This window comes from Mesorhizobium sp. M0018 (assembly GCF_040323955.1).
Taxonomy (GTDB): domain Bacteria; phylum Pseudomonadota; class Alphaproteobacteria; order Rhizobiales; family Rhizobiaceae; genus Mesorhizobium.
On sequence record NZ_JAMYVL010000001.1, the window covers coordinates 335468 to 356402 of the forward strand.

A 20935-nucleotide genomic window follows, 5' to 3' on the forward strand; every position below is an offset into this window, starting at 1 on the left:
TCAGCCCCTCAGCATGGCGACGACCGAATCGACGATCGCATTCAGCTGGTTTTCGATGAAGCCGGCACCGATATTGACGCCAAGCGCCCTGGCAAAGCCGAAATAGGCGGCCAGCGCCAGGATCAGCCCGAGCAGCACGTCACGCAGCGGACGCCGGCTGCCGAAACCGTGGCAGATGAGAACGAACATGATGACAGATGCAGCGGTAAAGCCGAGCGGCTGGATCAGCACCAGATTGGCGATCAGTCCGAGGGCGACGATGCCCATCGCCTTCCAGTCGGTCGGCGTCTCCTTTTCGTCCTCCGGCTGCCATCCGCCCCGCAAGGCGGCAATGATGAGCAGCAGCGACAGGATCATCATCCCGGTCATGGTGATGTAGGGAAAGACGGTCGGACCGACCTTGGAATAGAGCGGCGAGACCGGGATTGCCAGCGTCTGCCAGGCAACCGCACCCGCACAGGCGAGGAGCCCAACGCCGATCAGCAGTTCGGGAACTGCAAGGCGCGGCGGCGCCTGCTGGTCGCTGGTGCTCATCATCGTCCTCCCAATGCCAGCCCCGAGGGCCGGTTCTCCCTGGACTGGTCTCACTCGGCCGATCTCGGCCTAGTTTCACCTCCGGCGCCGCGTATGTCCATGCGGCTGGCGAAAGTCGGCAAGGGTTGGCGCAGGCCGCCCCTTGCCGAGAGCATCACGCCAGGCCGAGGTCCTTGAGGATCGTCCCGATGCGGGCCGTGTCTTCGGCGACGAATTTCGCATAATCGTCACCGGTGAGCAGGATCTGCGTCCAGTTACGGTTCTTGCATTCGGTGGCCCAGGCGTCGCTCTTGGCCATGGTCTCGATCAGCTTGATCATTGCTGCCTTGTCGGCGTCCGAGACGCCGGGCGGTGCGAAGACGCCGCGCCAGTTGAACAGCTCGACATCGATGCCGGCTTCCTTCATCGTCGGCGCATCAATTCCCTCCTGGCGTTTATCCGCGGAGATGGCCAGCAGCCGCAGCGCACCCGCCTTGACCTGTTCGGCGAACTCGCCATAGCCGGAGATGCCGGCCGCGACCTGGTTGCCGAGCAGCGCCGACAGCGCCTCGCCGCCGCCGGCAAACGGCACATAGGAGAGATTGGTGGCCGGAACACCGACGGTCTTGGCGATGAGGCCGAACAAGATGTGGTCCGAGCCGCCAGCCGAACCGCCGGCGACCGGAACCTGCGTCGGGTCGGCTTTGAGGGCGGCAACAAAGTCGGCCGCAGTCTTGAATGGCGAGGCGGCCGGCACCACAAGCGCCTCGAACTCGCCAGTAAGGCGGGCGATTGGCGTGACCTCGGTAAGGTTGTTAGCCGCCTTGTTGGCGATGATCGCGCCGACCATGACCATGCCAGCCACCATCAGCGCGTTGCCCTTGCCCTTCCACTGGTTGACGAATTGCGGCAGGCCGACAGTACCGCCGGCGCCGCCGACATTGGTGATCTGCGAGCCGGAGATCAGTTTTTCGCTGCGCAGCACCTGGTCCATGGCGCGCGCCGTCTGGTCCCAGCCGCCGCCCGGCGCCGCTGGCACGAAAATCTGCAGCTGCGGCGCGTCCTGCGCGAAGGCGGGGATAAAATGCGATGCCGCGAGTCCGGCAGCACCCGCTGCCGCGGTGCTCATCAAGAATCGGCGTCTGTTCAGCATGGGATTCCTCCAAATCGCGACACCTCCTCCGGTGCCTGCCAGAAACGTGGCCTGCCTTCAGACCCGCTCGATAAAATTCATGCAGAGTTTGCGTCTTCCTGTCAAAGACAGAACACGCCGCATGCGGCACAATCGGCCTGCGCGATTTTCAGGCTGGCGAACCGGACGCCCGAAGACGACGTGGCAGGCAGTGCCAAACAACATCCGTCAGGGTTGCCGCTCCAGCAGGATGGTCGGCTTGCCTTGGTAGACGGTTCGCAGCACTTCGCCATAACCACATTTTGCCGCGACGTTCAGCGATCCGGTGTTTTCCGGATCGATGATGCAGACGGTCTTCGCGGCGCCGAACGTCTCGTCGCCCCAGGCAAGCACCCGTGCGACGACTTCGCTGGCCAACCCGTGGCCATGCGCGCCCAAAACCAGAGCCCAGCCGGCCTCCGGAATGCCCTCGATCGACGGCGTCATGTCGCGTTTCAGATCATGAAAGCCGGCCTCGCCGATGAAGCGGCCAGTCGCTTTTTCCTCGATCGCCCAGAAGCCGTAGCCCAGAAGCGACCACAGGCCGGCGTGGCGCAGGAAGCGCATCCAGCTTTCCTCCCGCGTGCGCGGCTTGCCGCCGATAAAGCGGGTGACGGCGGGATCGGCCCACATCGCGACATAGGCGTCGAAATCGTCAAGCCGGTGCGGCCGCAGGACCGTGCGCGAGGTCTCAATTACTGGGGCGACAATTGTATGCGGACTGGCCATGGTCATGTCTCGGTTGTTGCCCGTGCAGGTCTTCCAAAAGTGGGGACAGCGACACGCCCGAGACGGGAAATCCAAATCCGTTGCGAAAAACAAGAGCCAAGGCTGTGTAGATCATCTTCCAGGCTGATGTGAATCCTGCCAGGCGGTGTTAGTTTTTCTCCAGTACTGGTTCAGGCGCGTTGGGTTTCGGCGCTGCCGTCCGACAGAGGGAAAACAGCATGGACACGACCGACCTTGTGCTTGCCATCTTCCATCATCTGCTGGTGTTTTCGCTGGCAGGCATCATCGGCGCCGAGTTCGTCCTGATCCGCAGCGACTTGTCCGCCGCGACGCTGAAGCGGCTTGTCGGCATCGATCGCCACTACGGCATCATCGCCATGCTGATCATCGTCGCAGGCATCGGCCGCGTCATCTATGGTCTCAAGGGCTGGGAATTCTACGTCTACAACTGGATGTTCTGGGCAAAGATGGCCGCCTTCGCAATTGTCGGCCTGTTGTCGATTATCCCGACCGTCCGATTCCTGTCCTGGAACAGGCAGGCGAGCGCCAGTCCCGGCTTCCAGGTGCCTGCGGCGGAGCTAGCGTCCGTTCGCAGCTATGTCCGCACCGAGGCCTTCATCTTCCTCTTGATCCCGGTGTTCGCGGCGGCGATGGCGCGCGGCTACGGTTATTAAGATAGGTCGGAGGAAGGGCATCGCGCGGCCCAACCTTTCCACTCATTTGCGCGGACAAACGTGCAGTTTGCCGTTCGAGGCTGATTGTCATTTGTCGGGTTGCGCTAGTTATTGCTCCATCTACATTCGGTTTTGAGAGGAACTCCGCGCAGCGGTTGGTAATTCGTATCCTGGGAGGAATCACGATGAGAAAATTCGTCGCCGCGCTGGCTGCCGTTGCGGCCGCCATGCTTTACCCACCGGCCGCTGGCGCGCAGACCTACCCCGAACGCACGATCAGCATTGTCGTGCCGTTTTCGGCCGGCGGCCCGACTGACACCGTCACGCGTCTTGTCGCGGAAGCCATGTCGAAGGACCTCGGCCAGCAGGTCATCGTCGAGAATGTCGGCGGCGCCGGCGGCACACTGGGCGCGGGCCGCGTCGCAAATGCCGAGCCTGACGGCTACACGCTGCTCCTCCATCACATCGGCATGGCGACAAGTGCTACGCTCTACAGAAAGCTCGCCTACGACACGCTGAACGCATTCGAATATGTCGGCCTCGTCACCGAGGTGCCGATGACCATCGTCGGCCGCAAGGACCTCGAGCCGACCGATCTGAAGGGGCTGGTCGACTACGCCAAGGCTAACAAGGACAGCATCACCGTTGCCAATGCCGGGATCGGTGCCGCCTCGCATCTGTGCGGCATGCTGTTTATGAGCGCCATCGGCACGCCGCTGGTCACCGTACCATATAAGGGCACCGGCCCGGCCATGACCGATCTTCTCGGTGGCCAGGTCGACATCATGTGCGACCAGACGACCAATACCACCAAGCAGATCCAGGGCGGCACGATCAAGGCTTATGCCGTAACCTCGCCGCAACGGCTAGACGTGCTGCCGGACGTGCCGACGACGATAGAGGCCGGTCTTCCCCAGGTGCAGGTCGGCATCTGGCACGGCATCTATGCACCCAAGGGCACGCCGGCCGAGATCACCGAACGCCTGTCGAAATCTCTGCAGGTGGCGCTGAAGGACCAGAACGTCGTCGCCCGATTTGCCGAACTCGGCACCAAGCCGTCGCCCGAGGCCGATGCCACGCCGGCCGCGCTCAAGGCCAAGCTGGAAAGTGAGATTGCGCGCTGGAAGCCGATCATCGAAGCGGCCGGCCAGTACGCCGACTAAAGGTTTTTAACGGGGCGCCGCCGGCGCCCCGTTTTTACACCGGCATCGGCACGCCCGTGAGGCGGGCCGGGAGGACGTCATGAAACCTTTCGCAATCGACAGAGCCAACGGCATATGCGCCGCGCTGTTGATCTTTATTGGCGTCTTTTTCGCGCTGCAGTCGCTGGGCCTCGAAATCGGCACCGCCTTTCGCATGGGGCCGGGCTATTTCCCCCTGGTTCTGGCGATCGTGCTCATTCTGCTCGGCGCCGTCATCCTAGTCGAGGCAGTGCGCTTCGAGAGCGAGCCGATCGGTTACATTGCGTGGCGCGGCATGCTGTTCATCCTGCCTGCTCCGATCTTCTTCGGCCTGACGGTGCGCGGCCTCGGCTTCATCCCATCGATCTTCCTGGCGGCGCTGATCGCATCGTTTGCCAGCGGCCGCATGAAGCCGCTGACCGCGCTCGTGCTGTCGGCCGGCCTGACGCTGTTCGCGTTCGCCATCTTCAGCTACGCACTCGGCCTGCCGTTCCGGCGTTTCGGCCCGTGGTTGCCACTGTCGTTGTGAGGAGATGAAATGGAACTCCTCAACAATCTCGCACTCGGCTTTTCGACGGCCACATCTTTGGCAAACCTCGGTTTCTGCCTGATCGGTGTCCTTCTCGGCACGCTGATTGGTGTCCTGCCCGGTATCGGCGCCACCGCAACCATTGCCATGCTGTTGCCGATCACCTTCCAGATCGGCGATCCGGTTTCCTCCCTGATCATGCTCGCCGGCATCTATTACGGCGCGCAGTATGGCGGCTCGACTACCGCTATTCTCATCAACATGCCTGGCGAATCCTCGTCGGCCGTCACCGCCATCGACGGCTACCAGATGGCCAGGAACGGCCGCGCCGGGGCGGCACTGGCGACCGCGGCGATAGGCTCGTTCTTTGCCGGCACGGTGTCGACCTTCCTCGTCGCCATCTTTGCCCCGCCGCTGACGGCGATAGCGTTGAAATTCGGTGCTGCCGAGTATTTTTCGCTGATGATTGTCGGTCTGGTCTCGTCCGTCGCGCTCGCCCACGGCTCGATCGTCAAGGCGCTGGCCATGGTCGTGCTCGGCCTGCTGCTCGGCCTTGTCGGCACCGATATCTACACCGGTACACCCCGTTTCACGCTCGGCATCCGCGAATATGCCGACGGGCTGAATTTCGTCGCAGTGGCGGTCGGTGTCTTCGGCGTCGCCGAGATACTGCGCAACCTCGAAAACGAGCATGAGCGTTCCGTGCTGATCCGAAAGATCTCCGGCCTTATGCCGACCCGCGAAGATTTTCGGCGCATGGCGGCTCCCATCGTGCGCGGAACGATCATCGGTTCGGCGCTCGGCATCCTGCCGGGAGGCGGCGCGATCCTTGCCGCCTTTGCCTCCTACACCGTCGAAAAACGTGTCTCGAAAAATCCCGGGGAATTCGGCAAGGGCGCCATCGAAGGCGTCGCCGGACCGGAATCGGCCAACAATGCCGGCGCCCAAACCTCCTTCATCCCGATGCTGACGCTCGGCATTCCGGCCAACCCGGTAATGGCGCTGATGATCGGCGCGATGATCATCCAGGGCATCGTGCCCGGCCCCAATGTCGCCATCGAACAGCCTGCACTGTTTTGGGGTATCATCACCTCGATGTGGATCGGCAATCTGATGCTGATCATCTTGAACCTGCCGCTGATCGGGCTTTGGGTGAAACTGCTTACGATCCCGTATTACGTGCTCTTCCCGATCATCATGGCGTTCTGCTCGATCGGCGTTTACAGCGTCAACACCAACGTCTACGACCTCTATGCCGTCGCCTTCTTTGGCTTGCTTGGCTACCTCCTGACCAAGCTGCGCTGCGAACCTGCGCCGCTGCTGCTCGGCTTCGTGCTCGGCCCGCTGCTCGAGGAAAACCTACGCCGCGCCATGATCCTCTCGCGCGGCGATCCGAGCACCTTCGTGACGCGGCCGATCAGCGCCAGCCTGCTCCTCATCGCGCTTGCCGTGCTCGTCATCGTGTTTCTCCCCGCGGTCAGGAAGAGGCGCGAGGAGGTGTTCGTCGAGGAGAGTTCCTGAATGTGGACGGCGCCACATAGGAGGAACTTCACAGTCACTTGGCGGGCACTGACTCAGTAGCCGCTTCTACTGGCCCGAGCGGCGCGATCTCGACCAGCGGTGCAGGCACGCTGGTCGTCTTTTCCTTGGCCTTGCAGATATCGGCGATGACGCAGGCCGGGCAATCCGGCTTGCGCGCCTTGCAGACATAGCGGCCGTGCAGGATCAGCCAATGATGCGCGTGCCGCATATATTCATCCGGAATGATCTTCAGGAAACCTTGCTCGACCTGTTCCGGCGTCTTGCCCGGCGCCAGGCCGAGCCTGTTACCGATGCGGAAGATGTGCGTGTCGACCGCCATCGTATGCTGGCCGAATGCCACGTTGAGCACGACGTTGGCGGTCTTGCGGCCGACACCCGGCAGCTCGACCAGTTGATCGCGATCCTCAGGCACCTCGCCGCCATGGTCGCGGATCAGCGCCTCCGACAGCGCGATGACGTTCTTGGCCTTGTTGCGCCACAGCCCGATGGTGCGGATATGGTCGCCGAGCTTGGCCTCGCCCAGCGCCAGCATTTTTTGCGGCGTGTCGGCAATTTTGAACAGCCCCCGCGTCGCCTTGTTGACGCCGGCGTCCGTCGCCTGAGCCGAAAGCACCACCGCCACCAACAGCGTGAAGGCGTTGATATGTTCGAGCTCGCCCCTCGGTTCCGGCCGCTGAACGGAAAAGCGCCGGAAAATCTCATGCACCTCGGCCGCGCTGTAAAGCGCCCGCGATCTCGCCGGCCGCGGACGCGGCTTGACGTTCGAGCCCTCGCGGCGGCCGGGCAACAGGTCTTTTTTTAGCGCAGAAGAGTTTTTGGGCTTGGGGCTTGTCATTGCCTTCCTATAATATTCCCCAATGAGCGACACAAACGCCTCATTTCAGGCCGACGAGCCATTTTTCCAGGCGCTGCTGACACCGCACCGGTCGCTGGGCAAGACCGGCTTTGCCATCCTGATGGGCGCCCTGCTGTTCGGCTGGCTGGTGACCGGAGCGTTTTTTCTGTCGCGCGGCGCCTGGCCGGTGTTCGGCTTCTTCGGCCTCGACGTGATCGCCGTCTACATCGCCTTCCGCGCCAATTATCGTGCCGCCCGGGCTCGCGAGGAGGTATCGGTGTCGCGCACCAGCCTCGACATCCGCAAGACTGCCCCGTCAGGCAAATCGGAAGCACACCGCTTCAATCCGTTCTGGGCGCGCTTTTCGATCGCCCGCCACGCCGAGATCGGCATCACCAGAATGGCGGTCGAGGCGCAAGGAAAAAGCGTCTCGATCGGCGGCTTCCTCAACCCTGACGACCGCGAAAGTTTTGCCACCGCATTTTCGCGCGCTCTGGCGACCGCCAAGGCGCGCTGAGCCAGCGTTTCAGAACCGATAGCGCAACAGCCTGCCGATCTTGCGCAATGCTGGAATGTATTTCCAAAGGCGAACGAACAGTTTCGCGAACCAGCGCATGCGAGCGGCATGTTCCGGCTTATAGGCAGGGATGTCCTCGACGAACCGCAGCTTCGGAACGGCTCGCTCCAATTCATGCGGGTTCTCGATGCTCCAATGGACCTCGGCACCGGTGGCGCGGAAGGAGGAATTGAGGCGAATGATCTTCAGGCCCAGGCGACTATAGGCATCGAAAACCAGTTCGCCGCTCGAAAGATGTCCCACCAAACGAGAAAACAGTTGCTGCCCCTCTTCGGCGCCCAGGTAGGGAGTCAGGCCTTCCGCCACGACTATGGCCGGGCGATCCCGAGGTACTTCGTTCAGCCATCCCGGTTCGGTGACCGACGAAGCGATCAGGTGGTAGTGATCCCGCACGGGATAGAGCTTGCGCCTGAGGTCGATGACTTCGGGATAGTCGACGTCGAACCAGTCCACGCCGGCTGGCGGATCGATACGGAATACGCGCGTATCGAGCCCACACCCGAGATGCAGTACGATGGCGTCAGGATTTCGGGCGAGAAAGTCCTGAACGCAGACGTCCAGCGTCTTTGCCCTGATTGCTAGACCGACGCCGAGATTGTTGTCGACCTTGAGCCGTGAGAAATCATAGTCGATGTTGCGCACCGCCTCGTCGGCAAAGTAGTCCCTGAGCAGCGAATTGGGCAGCCGGCTCTCCAGCGCCTTGCCGTAAAGTGTCAAAAGCAAAGTCTCCTTTGCCCCGGTCAGGTTTACTTTTTCACCAGCCACGACCGTCCTCCCCATTCAAAGCCCAGCTCTATCTGGGTACATGCCGCGGGAAAGCAAGTTTCGGGTGGTGATCGGCGCCGCGAAGGACGATATTCGCACTCAAGGAGATACTGCCATGAACGCCCAAATGCCTCTCAAAACGACAGCAATCCTTCAGAAAGACATCACGCCTGAAGGTGGAGACTACGAAATCGTCCGTCGTGCCATCGAAAAGATCAGCCTCGACTATCGCGACCAGCCTTCGTTGGAAGTGCTGGCCGAGGAGGTCGGCGAGACGCCGACCGGGCTGCAGAAGCTGTTCACCCGCTGGGCCGGCCTGTCGCCCAAGGCTTTTCTGCAGGCCGTCACCCTCGATCATGCGCGCAAGCTGCTCGATGCCGGCATGCCGCTGCTTGAAACCTCGTTCGAACTCGGCATGTCCGGCCCAGGCCGGCTGCACGATCTGTTCGTCACCCACGAAGCGATGTCGCCGGGCGATTACAAGACCCGCGGCGCAGGGCTCACCATCCGCTACGGCTATCATATCTCGCCTTTCGGCATCGCGCTGATCATGGTGACGGACCGCGGCCTTGCCGGCCTCGCCTTCAACGACCCCGGCGGCGAGCGTGCGGCCTTTGCCGACATGTCCAGCCGCTGGCCGAATGCGACCTATGTCGAGGACATGGCGGCGACGGCACCCTATGCCGCGCGCATCTTCGATCCGTCGCTGTGGCGCGCCGACCAGCCGCTGCGCGTTGTCATGATCGGCACAGACTTCCAGGTCCGTGTCTGGGAGGCCTTGCTGCGCATTCCGATGGGCCAGGCCTGCACCTATTCCTCGATCGCCGCGCGCATCGGCGCACCGAGTGCCAGCCGGGCTGTCGGTGCCGCGGTCGGTGCCAATCCGATGTCCTTCGTCGTGCCGTGCCACCGGGCTCTCGGCAAGTCCGGCGCACTCACCGGCTACCATTGGGGTCTGACCCGCAAACGCGCCATCCTCGGCTGGGAGGCGGGACAGGTCTCTTCTTGAATAGCCAACGAATGGAACGATTGGAGCGATGCAAGGACCGCTAGGGTGACAAGCAGCGATCTTACGGAGTAGCTTCCCGCGCAATTAGAGTGGTATGCGCTAGCGGGAGGCACTACTTGATCGTCGTCATCGGCTCCATCAATCTCGATCTCATCGCCAGTGTCGACCGCTTGCCCGGCCCCGGCGAGACCGTGCGCGGCTCCGGTTTCGCTACTGCCCCCGGCGGCAAGGGCGCCAACCAGGCGCTGGCCGCCGCCCGCGCCGGCGCCAAGGTGCGCATGGTCGGCGCGGTCGGCAAGGACAGCTTCGCCAGCGACGCTCTGGCGCTGCTGCGCGACGGCAAGATCGACCTGTCCGGCGTCGGCGAGACCTTTGCCTCGACCGGTACCGCGTTGATCATGGTCGGCGCCGACGGCGAGAACGTGATCGCCGTTGTGCCGGGCGCCAATGATTCGGTCGTGCCGGGTGACCTTTCCAAGGCTTTCGTAAAAAACGGCGACGTCGTGCTGCTGCAACTGGAGATCCCGCTGCAGACCGTCGAGGCAGCACTCGACGCGGCAAGCACGGCCGCCGCGATCACCGTGCTCAACACCGCACCTTTCCATGGCGACGCGGCCGGCTTCCTCGGCAAGGCCGACTATCTCGTCGCCAACGAAACCGAGTTCGACCTCTATGGCGAGGCGCTGTCGTTGAATGGCCGCGACCGCCCGGCACGGATGCGCGACTATGCCGCGAGAACCGGCCGCACCATCGTCGTCACGCTTGGCTCGGACGGCGTTCTGGCGGCAACGCCGGACGATCTCCTGATGGTTCCGGCGCTGAAGATCACCCCGCTCGACACGGTCGGTGCCGGCGACACGTTCTGCGGCTATTTTGCAGCCGGGCTGGCAGCCGGCCTGCCGCTCGACCAGGCGCTAGCCCGCGCTGCCGCAGCCGGTTCGCTGGCCTGCCTGAAAGCCGGTGCACAGCCGGCCATCCCGCTGGCCAGGGACGTCGATGCCGCCCTGCAGAAATCTGCAGGCTAAAGCGGGATGACAGCCATGCGCCCGACGACGAAGCACGCGGTGCCGCCCGCCGGCGACATCTGCCGCCTGTCTGCCGTGGCGCTTGCCGGGAAGATCAGGCGCCGGCAGCTTTCGGTGCGCGAAGTCGTCGCGGCATTCCTCGACAGGATCGAGGCGGTGAACCCGCTGGTCAACGCTATCGTTTCATTGCGTGAGCGTGCCGACATCCTGCGCGAGGCCAACAGCGCTGACGCTCATCTGGCGCGAGGAGGAGATACCGGATCGCTGTTCGGCCTGCCGATCGCGATCAAGGATCTTGCGCTGACAAAAGGCCTGAGAACCGCCTTCGGCTCGCCGATCTTCGCCGATTTTGTGCCTGAGGAAGACGACTTCTTCGTCGAGCGCGTCCGCAAGGCCGGCGCGATCATCATCGGCAAGACCAACGTTCCCGAATTCGGGCTCGGCTCCAACACCTACAACACCGTGTTCGGACAGACGCTCAACGCATTTGACCCGGCGCTGACCGCCGGCGGCTCGAGCGGCGGTGCGGCGGTCGCGCTGGCGCTCGACATGGTTCCCGTTGCCGATGGCAGCGATTTTGGCGGTTCCCTGCGCAATCCCGCTGCCTACAACAATGTCTATGGCTTCCGTCCATCGCAGGGATTGGTGCCGGCCGGCCCTGACCTTGATGTGTTTCTTGCGCAAATGGGCGTCGAAGGGCCGATGGGGCGTAGCGTGCGTGACATGGCGTTGCTGCTCGACGTTCAGGCCGGCTATCATCCTCGCGCGCCGCTGTCGCATGATAAGCCAGGCTCGTTCCTCGAAGGGCTGGAAGCACCGGCGGCCGGCGGGCGCATCGCCTGGCTCGGCGATCTCGAAGGCCATCTGCCGGTTGAAGCAGGCATACTACAGCTTTGCGAGGCAGCACTCGGCCGGTTCGCGGATGTATCCTTCGAGGCCGAGCCGCTGATACCGGAATTCGACTTCGAAGCGCTGTGGCAAGCCTTTGTAACGCTTCGCCAGGCGAGCAGCGGTTGTGCGCTCAAGGCGCATTACGACGATCCCTCGAAACGCAGCCTGCTGAAGCCGGAGGCCGTGTGGGAGGTGGAACATGCACTGCGCCTCACCGCGCCGCAGATCCACGCCGCCACTGTGAGGCGCTCGTCCTGGCATCGAATGCTGCTGTCGCTCTTCGAACGTTTCGACCTGATTGCGCTGCCAGCCGCACAGGTCTTTCCCTTCGATGTCGTCACCCACTGGCCAAGGCAAGTGGCCGGGCGTGCCATGGACAGCTATCATCGCTGGATGCAGGTTTCAGCGTTCGCCACGCTGGGCGGCTGCCCGGCGATCAATGTGCCGGCGGGCTTCGACGCCAGGGGCAGGCCAATGGGCATGCAATTGATCGGGCGGCCGCGCGGTGACCTCTCCGTGCTGAGGGCGGCTGCCGCCTATGAGACAACGCTGCCATGGCAGGCCGGCGCCTGCTGAAATCAACTCCGCATTGTCGGCGCCTCGCCGGCTTGCACGCAACTCATCGCCATGCATTGATCGCGACAGCGCGCCGCACGAGCGGCATCTGTGGAGGGAAAAATGTCGTTGGAACTCTACGCCACCTATGTCGTCGCCTGCATCGTCATCATCCTGGTGCCGGGGCCGACGGTGACGCTGATCATTGCCAACAGCATCCGCCACGGCTCGCGCGCAGGGCTCGCCAATGTCGCCGGCACCCAGGCCGGGCTAGCCATCATGATCGCCATCGTCGGCATCGGATTGACTTCGCTGATCGCGGGCATGGGCCACTGGTTCGAGTGGGTCCGGCTGATCGGCGCCGCCTACCTGATCTGGATGGGCGTGCAGATGTTCCGCTCGAAAGGCAAGCTGAACGCCGACGGAACGGCAAAAAGGCCACGTGGCGGCTTCTTCCTGCAGGGCCTGCTGGTGGCGATCAGCAATCCAAAGACGCTAGTGTTCTTCGGCGCCTTCTTTCCGCAGTTCATCGCTCCCGAAGGCAATTACGCACTACAGATCGGCGTCATGGGTCTCACCGCGATGATCTTCGCCGCAGTCTCGGATTCGACCTACGCGCTGGCCGCCGGCCGCGCCGGACGCCTGCTGTCGGCCGGCCGCGTCAAGCTCTTGTCGAGGATCAGCGGCAGCTTCCTGGTCGGCGGCGGCCTGTGGCTGGCCTTTTCCAAGGCGAAGTAACGGCCGCGAGCCCGGCGACGCCAACAGCAACATCCTGGAATAGGAAAGCCGATTGAAAGTCGGCCTTCAGGCCACCACATGGATCAACAGTTGGGGATTCATGTCTATGCCGTGGAGTTACGCGGATTTGAAAAGGAACGCGTTTGGCGTGATCCTGTTCATCGCTTTGTTCGCGGCGATGGTTCCGTCGGCTCTGAACAAATGGGCGAATGACGCAAGTCCGATCCGATCGGTCGACCCGGTCGATGCGACGATCAAAAGTGGACAGGGTAAAGGGCGCAATATCCAATATCTGCTGGTCCTTGAGAACGGTTCGACGGTCCTCGTTTACGACGACCTCCCGCATCTGATCGGCTCGCGCGTAGGCATCGAGCGCGTCACGCGCGACAATGGCTTCGTCTTTTACCGGTTTGCAAATTGAACGACGATCGATCGATAAGCTGTTTTCAAAGGTGACGCGAGTGACATGGCTTTTTCGGGGAATCGCTCTTGAACAAAGCCCCTATGCTACTCAACTCTAAGGTATGGGGCCGGCAAATCTTTCTCTTAGAACCCGCATTCTTTTGCTTCGGGAAGAGTTTCGCGACAGAGTTGTTGGCACCGCAATCTTGTGTGCGCTCGCTCTCGCGATCGCTGTGCCGATTGTAACCAGGCAGAACAGTCCGATCACTGGCACACAACTCGTAGGAGGCACCGTCGAAGATGTTGCGACGATGCCTCTAAATCCGAGGGGTTCCGTCGGACATGGACTTTATTATAGATATGAAGTCCGCCTCTATGAGGGCAACGCTCGGATATTTGTCGATGGTGAGGTGGAACACCCCACATGATTGGATCGGAAGTCTCGATCGAAGAACAACAACGCCAGGACGGTACCACCACCTACCGCCTGCTCAACTACTGAGCAGCCCTAAAGCCGCCCCAGCCGTTCCAGCAACAGCGCGAAAAACGCATCATGGTCGATGTCGCGCATCACCATGGCGTTCTTCGGCCGCTTGGTCACCCCCCACCAGTCGATCACCGTCATGCCCATGGTGAGCTCCGAGGCGGTTTCCACGCTGACATTGCAGTTGCGCCCCTTGAACAGCTTCGGCTTCAGCAGATACGCGATCACGCAAGGATCGTGCAGCGGGCCGCCGTCGGTACCGTATTTCTCCTCGTCGAAACGTTCGAAGAATTCCAGCATGTCCGCGGTGGCCGTGCCGACCCTGGTGCCGAGCTTGCGGAAGGCCTTCGTACGCTTGGCGGTGGTCAGCGCCTTGTGGGTGACGTCGAGCGGCATCATCACGATCGGAATGCCGGATTTGAACACGACATCGGCAGCATGCGGATCGACATAGATGTTGAACTCGGCGGTCGGCGTGACGTTGCCGCCCTCGAAGAAGCCGCCGCCCATCAGCACGATTTCCTTGATGCGCGGCGCGATTTTCGGCTCGCGGATCAGCGCCAGCGCAACGTTGGTGAGCGGCCCGAGCGCGCACAGCGTGATCGTGCCGCTCTCCTCGTTCATCAGCGTCTCAACGATGAAATCAACCGCATACTCGTCCTGCAGTTTCATCTTTGGTTCGGGCAGTTGCGGCCCGTTGAGGCCGGTCTTGCCATGCACTTCCTCGGCGGTGACGAGTTCGCGCGCCAGCGGCCGGATGGCGCCTGCATAGACCTTGACGTCCGGCCGGCCGGCCAGCTCGCAGATCTTGCGGGCGTTTTTTTCGGTAAGTTTCAGCGGCACGTTGCCGGCCACCGCGGTGATGCCGACGATCTCCAGCTCGGCGCTGCCCAGCGCCAGCAATATGGCGACGGCATCGTCCTGGCCGGGGTCAGTGTCGATGATGATCCTGCGGGATTGGGGCATTTCAATTCCTTGTTTTGGCAAGTCTTTTTGGGCGGGACGTGTGACGGCTTGAAGTCTGCCGGGCGGCGGACCATATCAAGACCATCGGGAAAAATGCCATCCGGGTTTTTCCACTTTATGTCGCTCTTGAGAGGACACTGTAACATGAGCCGAATGACGCCTTTTTCCAGCCCGCTTCTCCTCGGTTTCGATTCCATGGAAAAGACGCTGGAGCGGTTGGCAAAGTCCGGTGACAGCTATCCTCCCTACAACATCGAGCGCCTCAGCGGTGCCGACGGCAAAACCGAAAGGCTGCGTATCACGCTCGCCGTCGCCGGTTTCGCGGAAAGCGATCTCGATGTCACAACGGAGGAGAACCAGTTGGTCGTGCGCGGCCGTCAGAACGACGACACCGAGCGCGAATTCCTCCACCGCGGCATCGCCGCGCGCCAGTTTCAGCGCTGTTTCGTGCTGGCCGACGGCATGCGGGTGATTGCGGCGGAATTGAAGAACGGCCTTCTGTCGATCGATCTCGATCGGCCGGAATCCGAACGGCTGGTACGAAAAATAAACATATCGGTGAAAGACTGATTTTTGCCGATAGCTCTCATGCGGGATGGCCTTGAGCGGCATCTCGCGGCAAGGAGGCTTGAAATGACCAGAACTAACGAAAATATCATCATGACCAGCGGCGAATTCGCCCATCTCGGCGAAGGTTCTGTCGCCTATCTCAGGAAAGTGTCGAGCGACGATCTGCGCGGCCGTTTCCCGGGCCTCGGCGAAATCGCGCCCGGGCTGGAACTGTGGGCCCTGTTTGCCGCCAATGGCCAGCCGATCCTGCTTTCGGACGCTCGCGACCGGGCACTGGCTGGCGCGCTGGAAAACGATCTGACCCCGGTCGCTATCCACTAACGTCGTTATCCACTGACAAATACGGCGCAGCGATCTGGTTGGAAACGGACAGGGCCGCTCACGGCGGCCCTTCAACGGATTTAATCAAAACCTCAGGCGGCGTGCGAGGCCTGTGTGTCCGACAGCAGCGCGTGGATGGCTACGGCGTCGCGCGTGCCCCTGATCTTGGCAACCGTGTCGGCGTCGCGCAGCACCCGCGCAATGCGCGACAGCGCCTTGAGGTGGTCGGCGCCGGCGCCTTCGGGAGCCAAAAGCAGAAACACCAGGTCGACCGGCTGATCATCGAGGGCCTCGAAGTCCACCGGTGTCTCCAGCCGGGCAAAAACGCCGGCGATCCGCTTCACCCCGGCCAGCTTGCCGTGCGGAATGGCGATGCCGTTGCCGACGCCGGTGGAGCCGAGCCGCTCGCGCTGCAGGATGGTGTCGAACACCTCTCGCTCCGGAATGCCGGAAATCGCCGCCGCCCTTTCGGACAGCAATTGCAGCAGCTGCTTTTTGGAGTTCGCCTTCAACGCCGGCATGATTGCCGGAACGCTGACGAGATCGCTCAGATCCATGCTTGAAATCCCTTGTTCGCCTGCCGTCGCCAGTCCCCACGCTCGCGTGCGGCTGGTTTTTACCCCTGCGCGACCTTGGCCGTGGACGGGTCGATCCAGCCAATATTCCCGTCCGGCCGGCGATAGACGATGTTGAGATGGTCGTTTCCGGCATTGCGGAAGACCAGGACCGGGCTGTCCTTGGTGTCGAGTTCGATCACCGCTGACGCCACCGACATGGTCCGCAGCGTCATGGTCGATTCGGCGACGATGGCCGGCGCGAAATTCTCCGGTATGTCCTCCTCGTCGTCGGCAAGCGGCGCCATCACCGTATAGGCGACGTCGGTGAGCTCGCCGTTGCTATTGCCTGAATTGTGCGACTTCAGCCGGCGCTTGTAGCGCCTGAGGCGTGTTTCCAGACGGTCCGCCGCGGTATCGAAGGCAAGCGTTGGATCCTGGGCATCGCCGGTCGCCTGCAGCGAAGCACCGGAGTCCAGCCGGATCATGCAATCGGCCGTGTAGCGCGACCCCGATTTGACGACTACGATTTGCCCTGAAAAGCCCCGATCGAAATATTTCCCGATCACTTCCCCGACACGGTCGTTGATGCGCGTACGGAACGCATCGCCGATATCCATGTGTTTTCCCGATATGCGCAGTGTCATCTGAAAACTGACCTTCCTTGCTCAGGCTTCAAACTGTCCCGAGTTTATACTCGTGGTCCGCGCGCACAAGCTTTTGCGGCGTCACTTGCGCCGATTTTAGATCCGAACTTTCCGGTTGATCACAAGCCGCCTTCTTGGCCGTCCCGTGGCCTACATCGTGACGGACCATCTCTCGTGCGGGCATCGGCGAACTCAAATCCACTCGCCAGCCCGTCCCATGCGGGCGGGCTTCTAGCCACTTCGTCGCCGCTTGTCAATGAAGGGCGAAAGCTGTGGAAATTCCGCCGGAGATCAACGGCCGGCGCTGGCCAAAGCGCGTTTTTCGCGCCGCCGCTGCACCGAAGAGGGTATGTTCATGCCTTCCCGGTATTTGGCCACCGTGCGCCTGGCGATGTCGACGCCGCTTTCCCGCAGCATGTCCACGATGGCATCGTCGGAAAGCACATCGATGGCTTTCTCCTCGTCGATCAGCTGCTTTATGCGGTCGCGCACCGCTTCCGACGAATGCGCATCACCGCCACCTGACGAAGCGATCGAGGCGGTGAAGAAATAGCGCAGCTCGAACACGCCGCGCGGCGTCAGCATGTATTTGTTTGCCGTGACCCGGCTGACCGTTGATTCGTGCATGCCGATGGCGTCCGCCACCGTGCGCAGGTTGAGCGGCTTCAGGTGCCGCACGCCGTGGACGAGAAAAGCGTCCTGCTGGCGCACGATCTCAGAGGCCACCTTGAGAATGGTCTTCGCCCGCTGGTCGAGGCTGCGCGTGAGCCAGTTGGCGTTCTGCAGGCATTCGGCAAGGAAATCCTTTTCCGCCTGGTTTTTCGCATGTGGCGTGACCTGGGCGAAATAGATGTGATCGACCAGCACGCGCGGCAGCGTCTCGGCATTGAGCTCGACCGTCCAGCTGCCGTCATTGGCTGCACGCACCTCGATGTCGGCCACGATCGCATCGCTGGCACCGCGCGAAAACGCCATTCCCGGCCGTGGGTCGAGCGCCCGGATCTCGGCCAGCATGTCGAGCAGATCCTCTTCGTCGACGCCGCAAATCCGCTTCAGCGTCTGGAAATCGCGCCGTGCCAGGAGTTCGAGATTGGCGATCAGCGCCTTCATCGCCGGATCGAGCCGGTCGCGCACGGCCAGCTGCAGCAACAGGCATTCGGCGAGGTCGCGGGCGAATATGCCGGCGGGCTCGAATGTCTGGCAGACCGCCAGGACCGTTGCCATCGCCGTGGCGTCCGCGCCGAGGCGGGCGGCGATCTCGGCCATATCGGCACGCATGTAGCCGGCCTCGTCGAGGCCGTCGGCAAGCTCGCCGGCGATCAGGCGCGCCGCCGGATCGGCAAAGGCGAGCGCCACCTGCTCGCCGACATGGTCGCGCAGCGTGATGGCCGCCGCCGCCATATCCGCGACGTCGAAGCCGTCGGAGGAAGAGGTGGAACCATTGCCGGACGCCGATTTCCATTGTGCCGTCAGGTCGGGCCCGAGCCGCTCGCTCGTACCAGGATCGTCAGGAAACAGGTTTTCCAGCGACGTATCGAGCTTTTCCGAGATCGCCTCGGCGCTCCATGCCGTTTCCGCCTCGAACCAGTCGCCGTCGGCAGCCGGTTCCGATGCGGCGTCGCCCTTCTGCGCCTGGTCGCTGGCGGCGTCCTCCTGCGGTTCGGCGCGTTCCAGCAAGGGATTGCGTTCGATCTCGTCGTCGATGAAGCGTTCCAACTCGAGATGGGTGAACTGCAGCAGGCGGATCGACTGCATCAGCTGCGGCGTCATCACCAGCGACTGCGACTGTCGTAGCTGTAGTTTTGCCGCCAACGCCATGGTTCGGTTTCAAACGCCCCGTCTACGCACCCGCACTGCTGGAAGGAATTTTCCAGGCCAGCATAGAAACTGGCCCGGCTTTTGCTTGTCAAGGCGAGGAGCGGTAAAACTCGCCTGCCGACGCGTTTTCAGGCAGAAAATTGAAGAAAAAGCTGTTGGACTACGCCGGAAATCCCGTTCGAACCGGAATTTCGCATTTAGAGTGTAAATCCCTCGCCGAGATAAAGCCGCCGCACGTCGGCATTTGCGACCACTTCGTCGGCTCGACCATGGGTCAGCACCTGGCCGGCATGGATGATGTAGGCGCGGTCGATCAGGCCAAGTGTCTCGCGGACATTGTGGTCGGTGATCAGAACGCCGATGCCACGTGCCGTCAAGTGGCGCACGAGTTGCTGGATGTCGGCGACGGCGATCGGATCGATGCCGGCGAAAGGTTCGTCGAGCAGCATATAGGCGGGGCGGGTTGCCAAGGCGCGGGCAATTTCGAGGCGTCGCCGCTCACCGCCGGAGAGCGACAGCGACGGAGCCTTGCGCAGATGGCTGATGTGAAATTCCTCGAGCAATTCGTCGAGCAGGCGCTCACGCTCCTTGCGGCTCTTTTCGACGACCTCGAGCACGGCCCGGATGTTTTGCTCGACATTCAGGCCGCGAAAAATCGACGCTTCCTGCGGCAGATAGCCGATGCCGAGACGGGCGCGGCGATACATCGGCATCGACGTGACGTCGAAACCGTCGATTTCGATCGTGCCTTCATCGACCGGCACCAGGCCGGTTACCATGTAGAAACAGGTCGTCTTGCCGGCGCCGTTGGGGCCGAGCAGCCCAACCGCCTCGCCGGCGCGCACGCCCAGCGTCACGCCGCTGACGACTTTGCGGCCCTTGTAGCTTTTGGTCAGCCCCTTGGCGATCAAGGTTCCCTTGAACTTTGCCGCTTCGACGGTGACCCTGGCCGGTGCCGCAAGTTTGCTGGCGGCGCGCCCTGGAAGACGCGCCAGCAGCGACGATATGCCGGTCATCAGGGTTTCGCTGCTCCAGACTTCGCCGGCGGCGTGATCGACATCATGACGCGGCCGCCGCAAGCGTCGACCTGGGCAAGGCCGCTCTTCATCTGCACGGTAAGCTTGCAGCCGACAAGCACGTTATCGCCTTGCGAGAGCACGACCTTGCTGCCCGAAAGCACCAGCACTTCGGTCTTCATGTCGAAGGTGCCGCGGTCGCCGGTGGCAACCTGATTGTCCGATTTGATGTAGACCTTATCGTCGACCTCGAGATGGTCGATGTTGGCGGATCCGGTCATTGCCGCGGCACCCGCGGGCTGGGCGCCTTTAGCGGCGCCTGCATCCCTGACGTAATAGACCGTCATTTTGCCGGCCTTGAGCACGGTTGGACCCTGGACGACGTTGACGTTGCCGGTGAAGACGGCGACGCTTTCCGCCTGGCGCACCTCGAGCTTGTCGCTTTCGATCTGGATAGGCTTGTCGCCCGACAGCCTGAGGCCGGACATTTGGCTGGTGGCACTGGATTGCGCCAGCGACGGCGCCGTCCCGAAGGTCAGCCCCAAGGGCAACCCGAGCGTCAACGCCGAAATCGCGGCGAGGCGCCGTGCCGAACTACTGAACCGCATTGGTCTCTCCGCTCTTTGCCTCTGCCGCCTTCAAACTGGCGGGATCGATGTCGACGCGCACCTTGTTCTCGAAAACCAGGACCTTGCCATTGTCCTGGACCGACATCGAATCCGCCCTGATCCGCGACCCGCCGCGGCTGACATCGACGGGCTCGCTTGTCTTCATAGTGCCTTCGCCCATGTCGAGATAGACTGATTTGAATTTTGCCACCACACCATCCGTGGTCGACACGGTCACATCGCTGGTCAGGCTGAGCGTGTTGCCGTCGCGATCATAGGTGCCGTGCGTGGCATCGATGGCGGCCGTGTTGTCGGCCGCAATCGGCAGCTTGGCCTTGATGCCTTCCAGATCGATGATGCCTTGTTTGCTGACATCCTGTATGGCGCGCAGGGCTGTCATCGAATAGGGCAGGTTCTGTTTGGTGAAGCCGTTGAGCTTGGGGTTGGCCATCACCAGCTTGCCATCGGCAAAGGCGCCGCCGTCGGCCTGCACCTCGATTGCAGCGGGAGCCATGAGATAGGAATAGACGGGAAACGCGACCGCAATCACGGCAGCGACCAGCGGCACGGCCAGCTTGAGGATACGGACCCGGCGCGAATGACGCTGCGCAACGTCAAACGCGTCGACCCGCGCCCGGCCTGCGGCCTTGGGAGCCAACTCCGTCTCGGTGTTGGTCGGTTCGATTGGTCCCGCTAACATGACTGCTTCTTCTAAACCCCTGCCCGCCAGGCCGCCCTATAGGTGGGGTGCCGGCGCCCTCAAGCAAGCACAAGCCGAGGAAAACCGCAAAAATGTGACAGCCGCCCCTGTACAA

General features: G+C 62.4%; 24 protein-coding genes. 12 read left to right on the forward strand and 12 right to left on the reverse strand.

The features are described from left to right. The 3 genes from NKJ81_RS01605 to NKJ81_RS01615 all read right to left on the reverse strand — a co-directional run bounded on the left by NKJ81_RS01605 (nucleotide 1) and on the right by NKJ81_RS01615 (nucleotide 2419). Nucleotides 1–534: a tripartite tricarboxylate transporter TctB family protein gene (locus NKJ81_RS01605; RefSeq protein ID WP_352502673.1), complete on the reverse strand. Its 534-nt coding sequence runs from the start codon at nucleotides 532–534 to the stop codon at nucleotides 1–3. Nucleotides 535–688: 154 nt separating this feature from the next. After that, nucleotides 689–1666, reverse strand: coding sequence for a Bug family tripartite tricarboxylate transporter substrate binding protein (locus tag NKJ81_RS01610; protein ID WP_352453995.1), 978 nt, complete (start codon nucleotides 1664–1666; stop codon nucleotides 689–691). Nucleotides 1667–1873: 207 nt separating this feature from the next. Continuing rightward, nucleotides 1874–2419 carry a GNAT family N-acetyltransferase gene (locus tag NKJ81_RS01615; RefSeq protein ID WP_502896413.1) on the reverse strand — a complete coding sequence of 182 codons (546 nt, stop codon included), beginning with the start codon at nucleotides 2417–2419 and terminating at the stop codon, nucleotides 1874–1876. 212 nt (nucleotides 2420–2631) lie between these two features. On the opposite strand from NKJ81_RS01615, the gene NKJ81_RS01620 reads away from it, so the two are divergent. From NKJ81_RS01620 to NKJ81_RS01635, 4 genes are all read left to right on the forward strand, one after another. Beyond that, entirely contained in the window at nucleotides 2632–3087 is a 456-nt protein-coding gene (locus NKJ81_RS01620; protein ID WP_352469445.1) for a DUF2214 family protein, read from the forward strand. Nucleotides 3088–3272: 185 nt separating this feature from the next. Then, complete coding sequence (locus tag NKJ81_RS01625) at nucleotides 3273–4250, forward strand: tripartite tricarboxylate transporter substrate-binding protein (RefSeq protein WP_352469444.1); 978 nt, start codon at nucleotides 3273–3275, stop codon at nucleotides 4248–4250. 79 nt (nucleotides 4251–4329) lie between these two features. Next, nucleotides 4330–4797, forward strand: a complete 468-nt coding sequence (locus NKJ81_RS01630) for a tripartite tricarboxylate transporter TctB family protein (RefSeq protein ID WP_352469443.1) — start codon at nucleotides 4330–4332, stop codon at nucleotides 4795–4797. Nucleotides 4798–4806: 9 nt separating this feature from the next. Next, a complete protein-coding gene (locus tag NKJ81_RS01635; RefSeq protein WP_352539408.1) occupies nucleotides 4807–6318 on the forward strand; it encodes a tripartite tricarboxylate transporter permease in 1512 nt (503 codons plus the stop codon). A 34-nt stretch (nucleotides 6319–6352) separates the two neighbouring features. On the opposite strand, the gene nth is transcribed toward NKJ81_RS01635, so the two are convergent. Beyond that, a complete protein-coding gene (gene nth, locus NKJ81_RS01640) occupies nucleotides 6353–7174 on the reverse strand; it encodes an endonuclease III (RefSeq protein WP_352539409.1) in 822 nt (273 codons plus the stop codon). Nucleotides 7175–7196: 22 nt separating this feature from the next. Between nth and NKJ81_RS01645 the strand changes: the two genes are divergently transcribed. Then, nucleotides 7197–7691, forward strand: a complete 495-nt coding sequence (locus NKJ81_RS01645; RefSeq protein WP_352539410.1) for a DUF2244 domain-containing protein — start codon at nucleotides 7197–7199, stop codon at nucleotides 7689–7691. Between the two features lie 9 nt (nucleotides 7692–7700). On the opposite strand, the gene NKJ81_RS01650 is transcribed toward NKJ81_RS01645, so the two are convergent. Beyond that, the gene (locus NKJ81_RS01650; protein ID WP_352469440.1) at nucleotides 7701–8516 is read right to left on the reverse strand and encodes a class I SAM-dependent methyltransferase; all 816 of its coding nucleotides are present in this window, start codon (nucleotides 8514–8516) and stop codon (nucleotides 7701–7703) included. 115 nt (nucleotides 8517–8631) lie between these two features. Here NKJ81_RS01650 and NKJ81_RS01655 point away from each other — a divergent pair, with 115 nt between their 5' ends. The 5 genes from NKJ81_RS01655 (at nucleotide 8632) to NKJ81_RS01675 (ending at nucleotide 13155) form a co-directional block, all read left to right on the forward strand. Beyond that, nucleotides 8632–9525 carry a methylated-DNA--[protein]-cysteine S-methyltransferase gene (locus NKJ81_RS01655; protein WP_352453988.1) on the forward strand — a complete coding sequence of 298 codons (894 nt, stop codon included), beginning with the start codon at nucleotides 8632–8634 and terminating at the stop codon, nucleotides 9523–9525. Between the two features lie 116 nt (nucleotides 9526–9641). Continuing rightward, nucleotides 9642–10550 (forward strand): ribokinase, encoded by a 909-nt coding sequence (locus tag NKJ81_RS01660; RefSeq protein WP_352502653.1) that lies wholly within the window; start codon nucleotides 9642–9644, stop codon nucleotides 10548–10550. A gap of 6 nt (nucleotides 10551–10556) precedes the next feature. Then, nucleotides 10557–12017: an amidase gene (locus NKJ81_RS01665; RefSeq protein WP_352539411.1), complete on the forward strand. Its 1461-nt coding sequence runs from the start codon at nucleotides 10557–10559 to the stop codon at nucleotides 12015–12017. A gap of 102 nt (nucleotides 12018–12119) precedes the next feature. Beyond that, the gene (locus NKJ81_RS01670; RefSeq protein WP_292663261.1) at nucleotides 12120–12734 is read left to right on the forward strand and encodes a LysE family translocator; all 615 of its coding nucleotides are present in this window, start codon (nucleotides 12120–12122) and stop codon (nucleotides 12732–12734) included. Nucleotides 12735–12786: 52 nt separating this feature from the next. Continuing rightward, nucleotides 12787–13155: a hypothetical protein gene (locus NKJ81_RS01675; RefSeq protein WP_352469435.1), complete on the forward strand. Its 369-nt coding sequence runs from the start codon at nucleotides 12787–12789 to the stop codon at nucleotides 13153–13155. A 489-nt stretch (nucleotides 13156–13644) separates the two neighbouring features. Here the strand turns inward: NKJ81_RS01675 and NKJ81_RS01680 are convergent, their stop codons facing one another. Next, complete coding sequence (locus tag NKJ81_RS01680; protein WP_352469434.1) at nucleotides 13645–14586, reverse strand: nucleoside hydrolase; 942 nt, start codon at nucleotides 14584–14586, stop codon at nucleotides 13645–13647. A gap of 144 nt (nucleotides 14587–14730) precedes the next feature. Here NKJ81_RS01680 and NKJ81_RS01685 point away from each other — a divergent pair, with 144 nt between their 5' ends. Both NKJ81_RS01685 and NKJ81_RS01690 read left to right on the forward strand, forming a co-directional pair. Continuing rightward, nucleotides 14731–15156 carry an Hsp20 family protein gene (locus NKJ81_RS01685; RefSeq protein ID WP_023675270.1) on the forward strand — a complete coding sequence of 142 codons (426 nt, stop codon included), beginning with the start codon at nucleotides 14731–14733 and terminating at the stop codon, nucleotides 15154–15156. Between the two features lie 63 nt (nucleotides 15157–15219). Beyond that, on the forward strand, nucleotides 15220–15477 hold the full coding sequence (locus NKJ81_RS01690) for a BQ00720 family protein (protein ID WP_023675269.1): 258 nt from the start codon (nucleotides 15220–15222) through the stop codon (nucleotides 15475–15477). Nucleotides 15478–15569: 92 nt separating this feature from the next. On the opposite strand, the gene ptsN is transcribed toward NKJ81_RS01690, so the two are convergent. The 6 genes from ptsN to lptC all read right to left on the reverse strand — a co-directional run bounded on the left by ptsN (nucleotide 15570) and on the right by lptC (nucleotide 20820). Beyond that, the gene (ptsN, locus tag NKJ81_RS01695; RefSeq protein ID WP_023675268.1) at nucleotides 15570–16034 is read right to left on the reverse strand and encodes a PTS IIA-like nitrogen regulatory protein PtsN; all 465 of its coding nucleotides are present in this window, start codon (nucleotides 16032–16034) and stop codon (nucleotides 15570–15572) included. A 59-nt stretch (nucleotides 16035–16093) separates the two neighbouring features. Next, nucleotides 16094–16678 (reverse strand): ribosome hibernation-promoting factor, HPF/YfiA family, encoded by a 585-nt coding sequence (hpf, locus tag NKJ81_RS01700; protein WP_023675267.1) that lies wholly within the window; start codon nucleotides 16676–16678, stop codon nucleotides 16094–16096. 291 nt (nucleotides 16679–16969) lie between these two features. Next, nucleotides 16970–18496: an RNA polymerase factor sigma-54 gene (rpoN, locus tag NKJ81_RS01705; protein ID WP_352469431.1), complete on the reverse strand. Its 1527-nt coding sequence runs from the start codon at nucleotides 18494–18496 to the stop codon at nucleotides 16970–16972. Nucleotides 18497–18693: 197 nt separating this feature from the next. Continuing rightward, the gene (gene lptB, locus NKJ81_RS01710) at nucleotides 18694–19512 is read right to left on the reverse strand and encodes an LPS export ABC transporter ATP-binding protein (RefSeq protein WP_292664962.1); all 819 of its coding nucleotides are present in this window, start codon (nucleotides 19510–19512) and stop codon (nucleotides 18694–18696) included. Then, a complete protein-coding gene (locus NKJ81_RS01715) occupies nucleotides 19512–20120 on the reverse strand; it encodes an LptA/OstA family protein (RefSeq protein ID WP_292664963.1) in 609 nt (202 codons plus the stop codon). Before NKJ81_RS01715 ends, lptB begins: the two co-directional genes overlap by 1 nt. Further along, nucleotides 20107–20820, reverse strand: a complete 714-nt coding sequence (gene lptC / locus NKJ81_RS01720) for an LPS export ABC transporter periplasmic protein LptC (RefSeq protein WP_023675263.1) — start codon at nucleotides 20818–20820, stop codon at nucleotides 20107–20109. Before lptC ends, NKJ81_RS01715 begins: the two co-directional genes overlap by 14 nt. Between the last annotated feature and the right edge of the window lie 115 nt (nucleotides 20821–20935).

Excerpts from the sequence above, each read along its gene's own strand:
- NKJ81_RS01605 (WP_352502673.1), bottom strand. The coding sequence starts at position 534 with ATGAGCACCAGCGACCAGCAGGCGCCGCCGCGCCTTGCAGTTCCCGAA.
- NKJ81_RS01610 (WP_352453995.1), bottom strand. The coding sequence starts at position 1,666 with ATGCTGAACAGACGCCGATTCTTGATGAGCACCGCGGCAGCGGGTGCT.
- NKJ81_RS01615 (WP_502896413.1), bottom strand. The coding sequence starts at position 2,419 with ATGACCATGGCCAGTCCGCATACAATTGTCGCCCCAGTAATTGAGACC.
- NKJ81_RS01620 (WP_352469445.1), top strand. The coding sequence starts at position 2,632 with ATGGACACGACCGACCTTGTGCTTGCCATCTTCCATCATCTGCTGGTG.
- NKJ81_RS01625 (WP_352469444.1), top strand. The coding sequence starts at position 3,273 with ATGAGAAAATTCGTCGCCGCGCTGGCTGCCGTTGCGGCCGCCATGCTT.
- NKJ81_RS01630 (WP_352469443.1), top strand. The coding sequence starts at position 4,330 with ATGAAACCTTTCGCAATCGACAGAGCCAACGGCATATGCGCCGCGCTG.
- NKJ81_RS01635 (WP_352539408.1), top strand. The coding sequence starts at position 4,807 with ATGGAACTCCTCAACAATCTCGCACTCGGCTTTTCGACGGCCACATCT.
- nth (WP_352539409.1), bottom strand. The coding sequence starts at position 7,174 with ATGACAAGCCCCAAGCCCAAAAACTCTTCTGCGCTAAAAAAAGACCTG.
- NKJ81_RS01645 (WP_352539410.1), top strand. The coding sequence starts at position 7,197 with ATGAGCGACACAAACGCCTCATTTCAGGCCGACGAGCCATTTTTCCAG.
- NKJ81_RS01655 (WP_352453988.1), top strand. The coding sequence starts at position 8,632 with ATGAACGCCCAAATGCCTCTCAAAACGACAGCAATCCTTCAGAAAGAC.
- NKJ81_RS01665 (WP_352539411.1), top strand. The coding sequence starts at position 10,557 with ATGACAGCCATGCGCCCGACGACGAAGCACGCGGTGCCGCCCGCCGGC.
- NKJ81_RS01670 (WP_292663261.1), top strand. The coding sequence starts at position 12,120 with ATGTCGTTGGAACTCTACGCCACCTATGTCGTCGCCTGCATCGTCATC.
- NKJ81_RS01680 (WP_352469434.1), bottom strand. The coding sequence starts at position 14,586 with ATGCCCCAATCCCGCAGGATCATCATCGACACTGACCCCGGCCAGGAC.
- NKJ81_RS01685 (WP_023675270.1), top strand. The coding sequence starts at position 14,731 with ATGAGCCGAATGACGCCTTTTTCCAGCCCGCTTCTCCTCGGTTTCGAT.
- NKJ81_RS01690 (WP_023675269.1), top strand. The coding sequence starts at position 15,220 with ATGACCAGAACTAACGAAAATATCATCATGACCAGCGGCGAATTCGCC.
- ptsN (WP_023675268.1), bottom strand. The coding sequence starts at position 16,034 with ATGGATCTGAGCGATCTCGTCAGCGTTCCGGCAATCATGCCGGCGTTG.
- hpf (WP_023675267.1), bottom strand. The coding sequence starts at position 16,678 with ATGACACTGCGCATATCGGGAAAACACATGGATATCGGCGATGCGTTC.
- rpoN (WP_352469431.1), bottom strand. The coding sequence starts at position 18,496 with ATGGCGTTGGCGGCAAAACTACAGCTACGACAGTCGCAGTCGCTGGTG.
- lptB (WP_292664962.1), bottom strand. The coding sequence starts at position 19,512 with ATGACCGGCATATCGTCGCTGCTGGCGCGTCTTCCAGGGCGCGCCGCC.
- NKJ81_RS01715 (WP_292664963.1), bottom strand. The coding sequence starts at position 20,120 with ATGCGGTTCAGTAGTTCGGCACGGCGCCTCGCCGCGATTTCGGCGTTG.
- lptC (WP_023675263.1), bottom strand. The coding sequence starts at position 20,820 with ATGTTAGCGGGACCAATCGAACCGACCAACACCGAGACGGAGTTGGCT.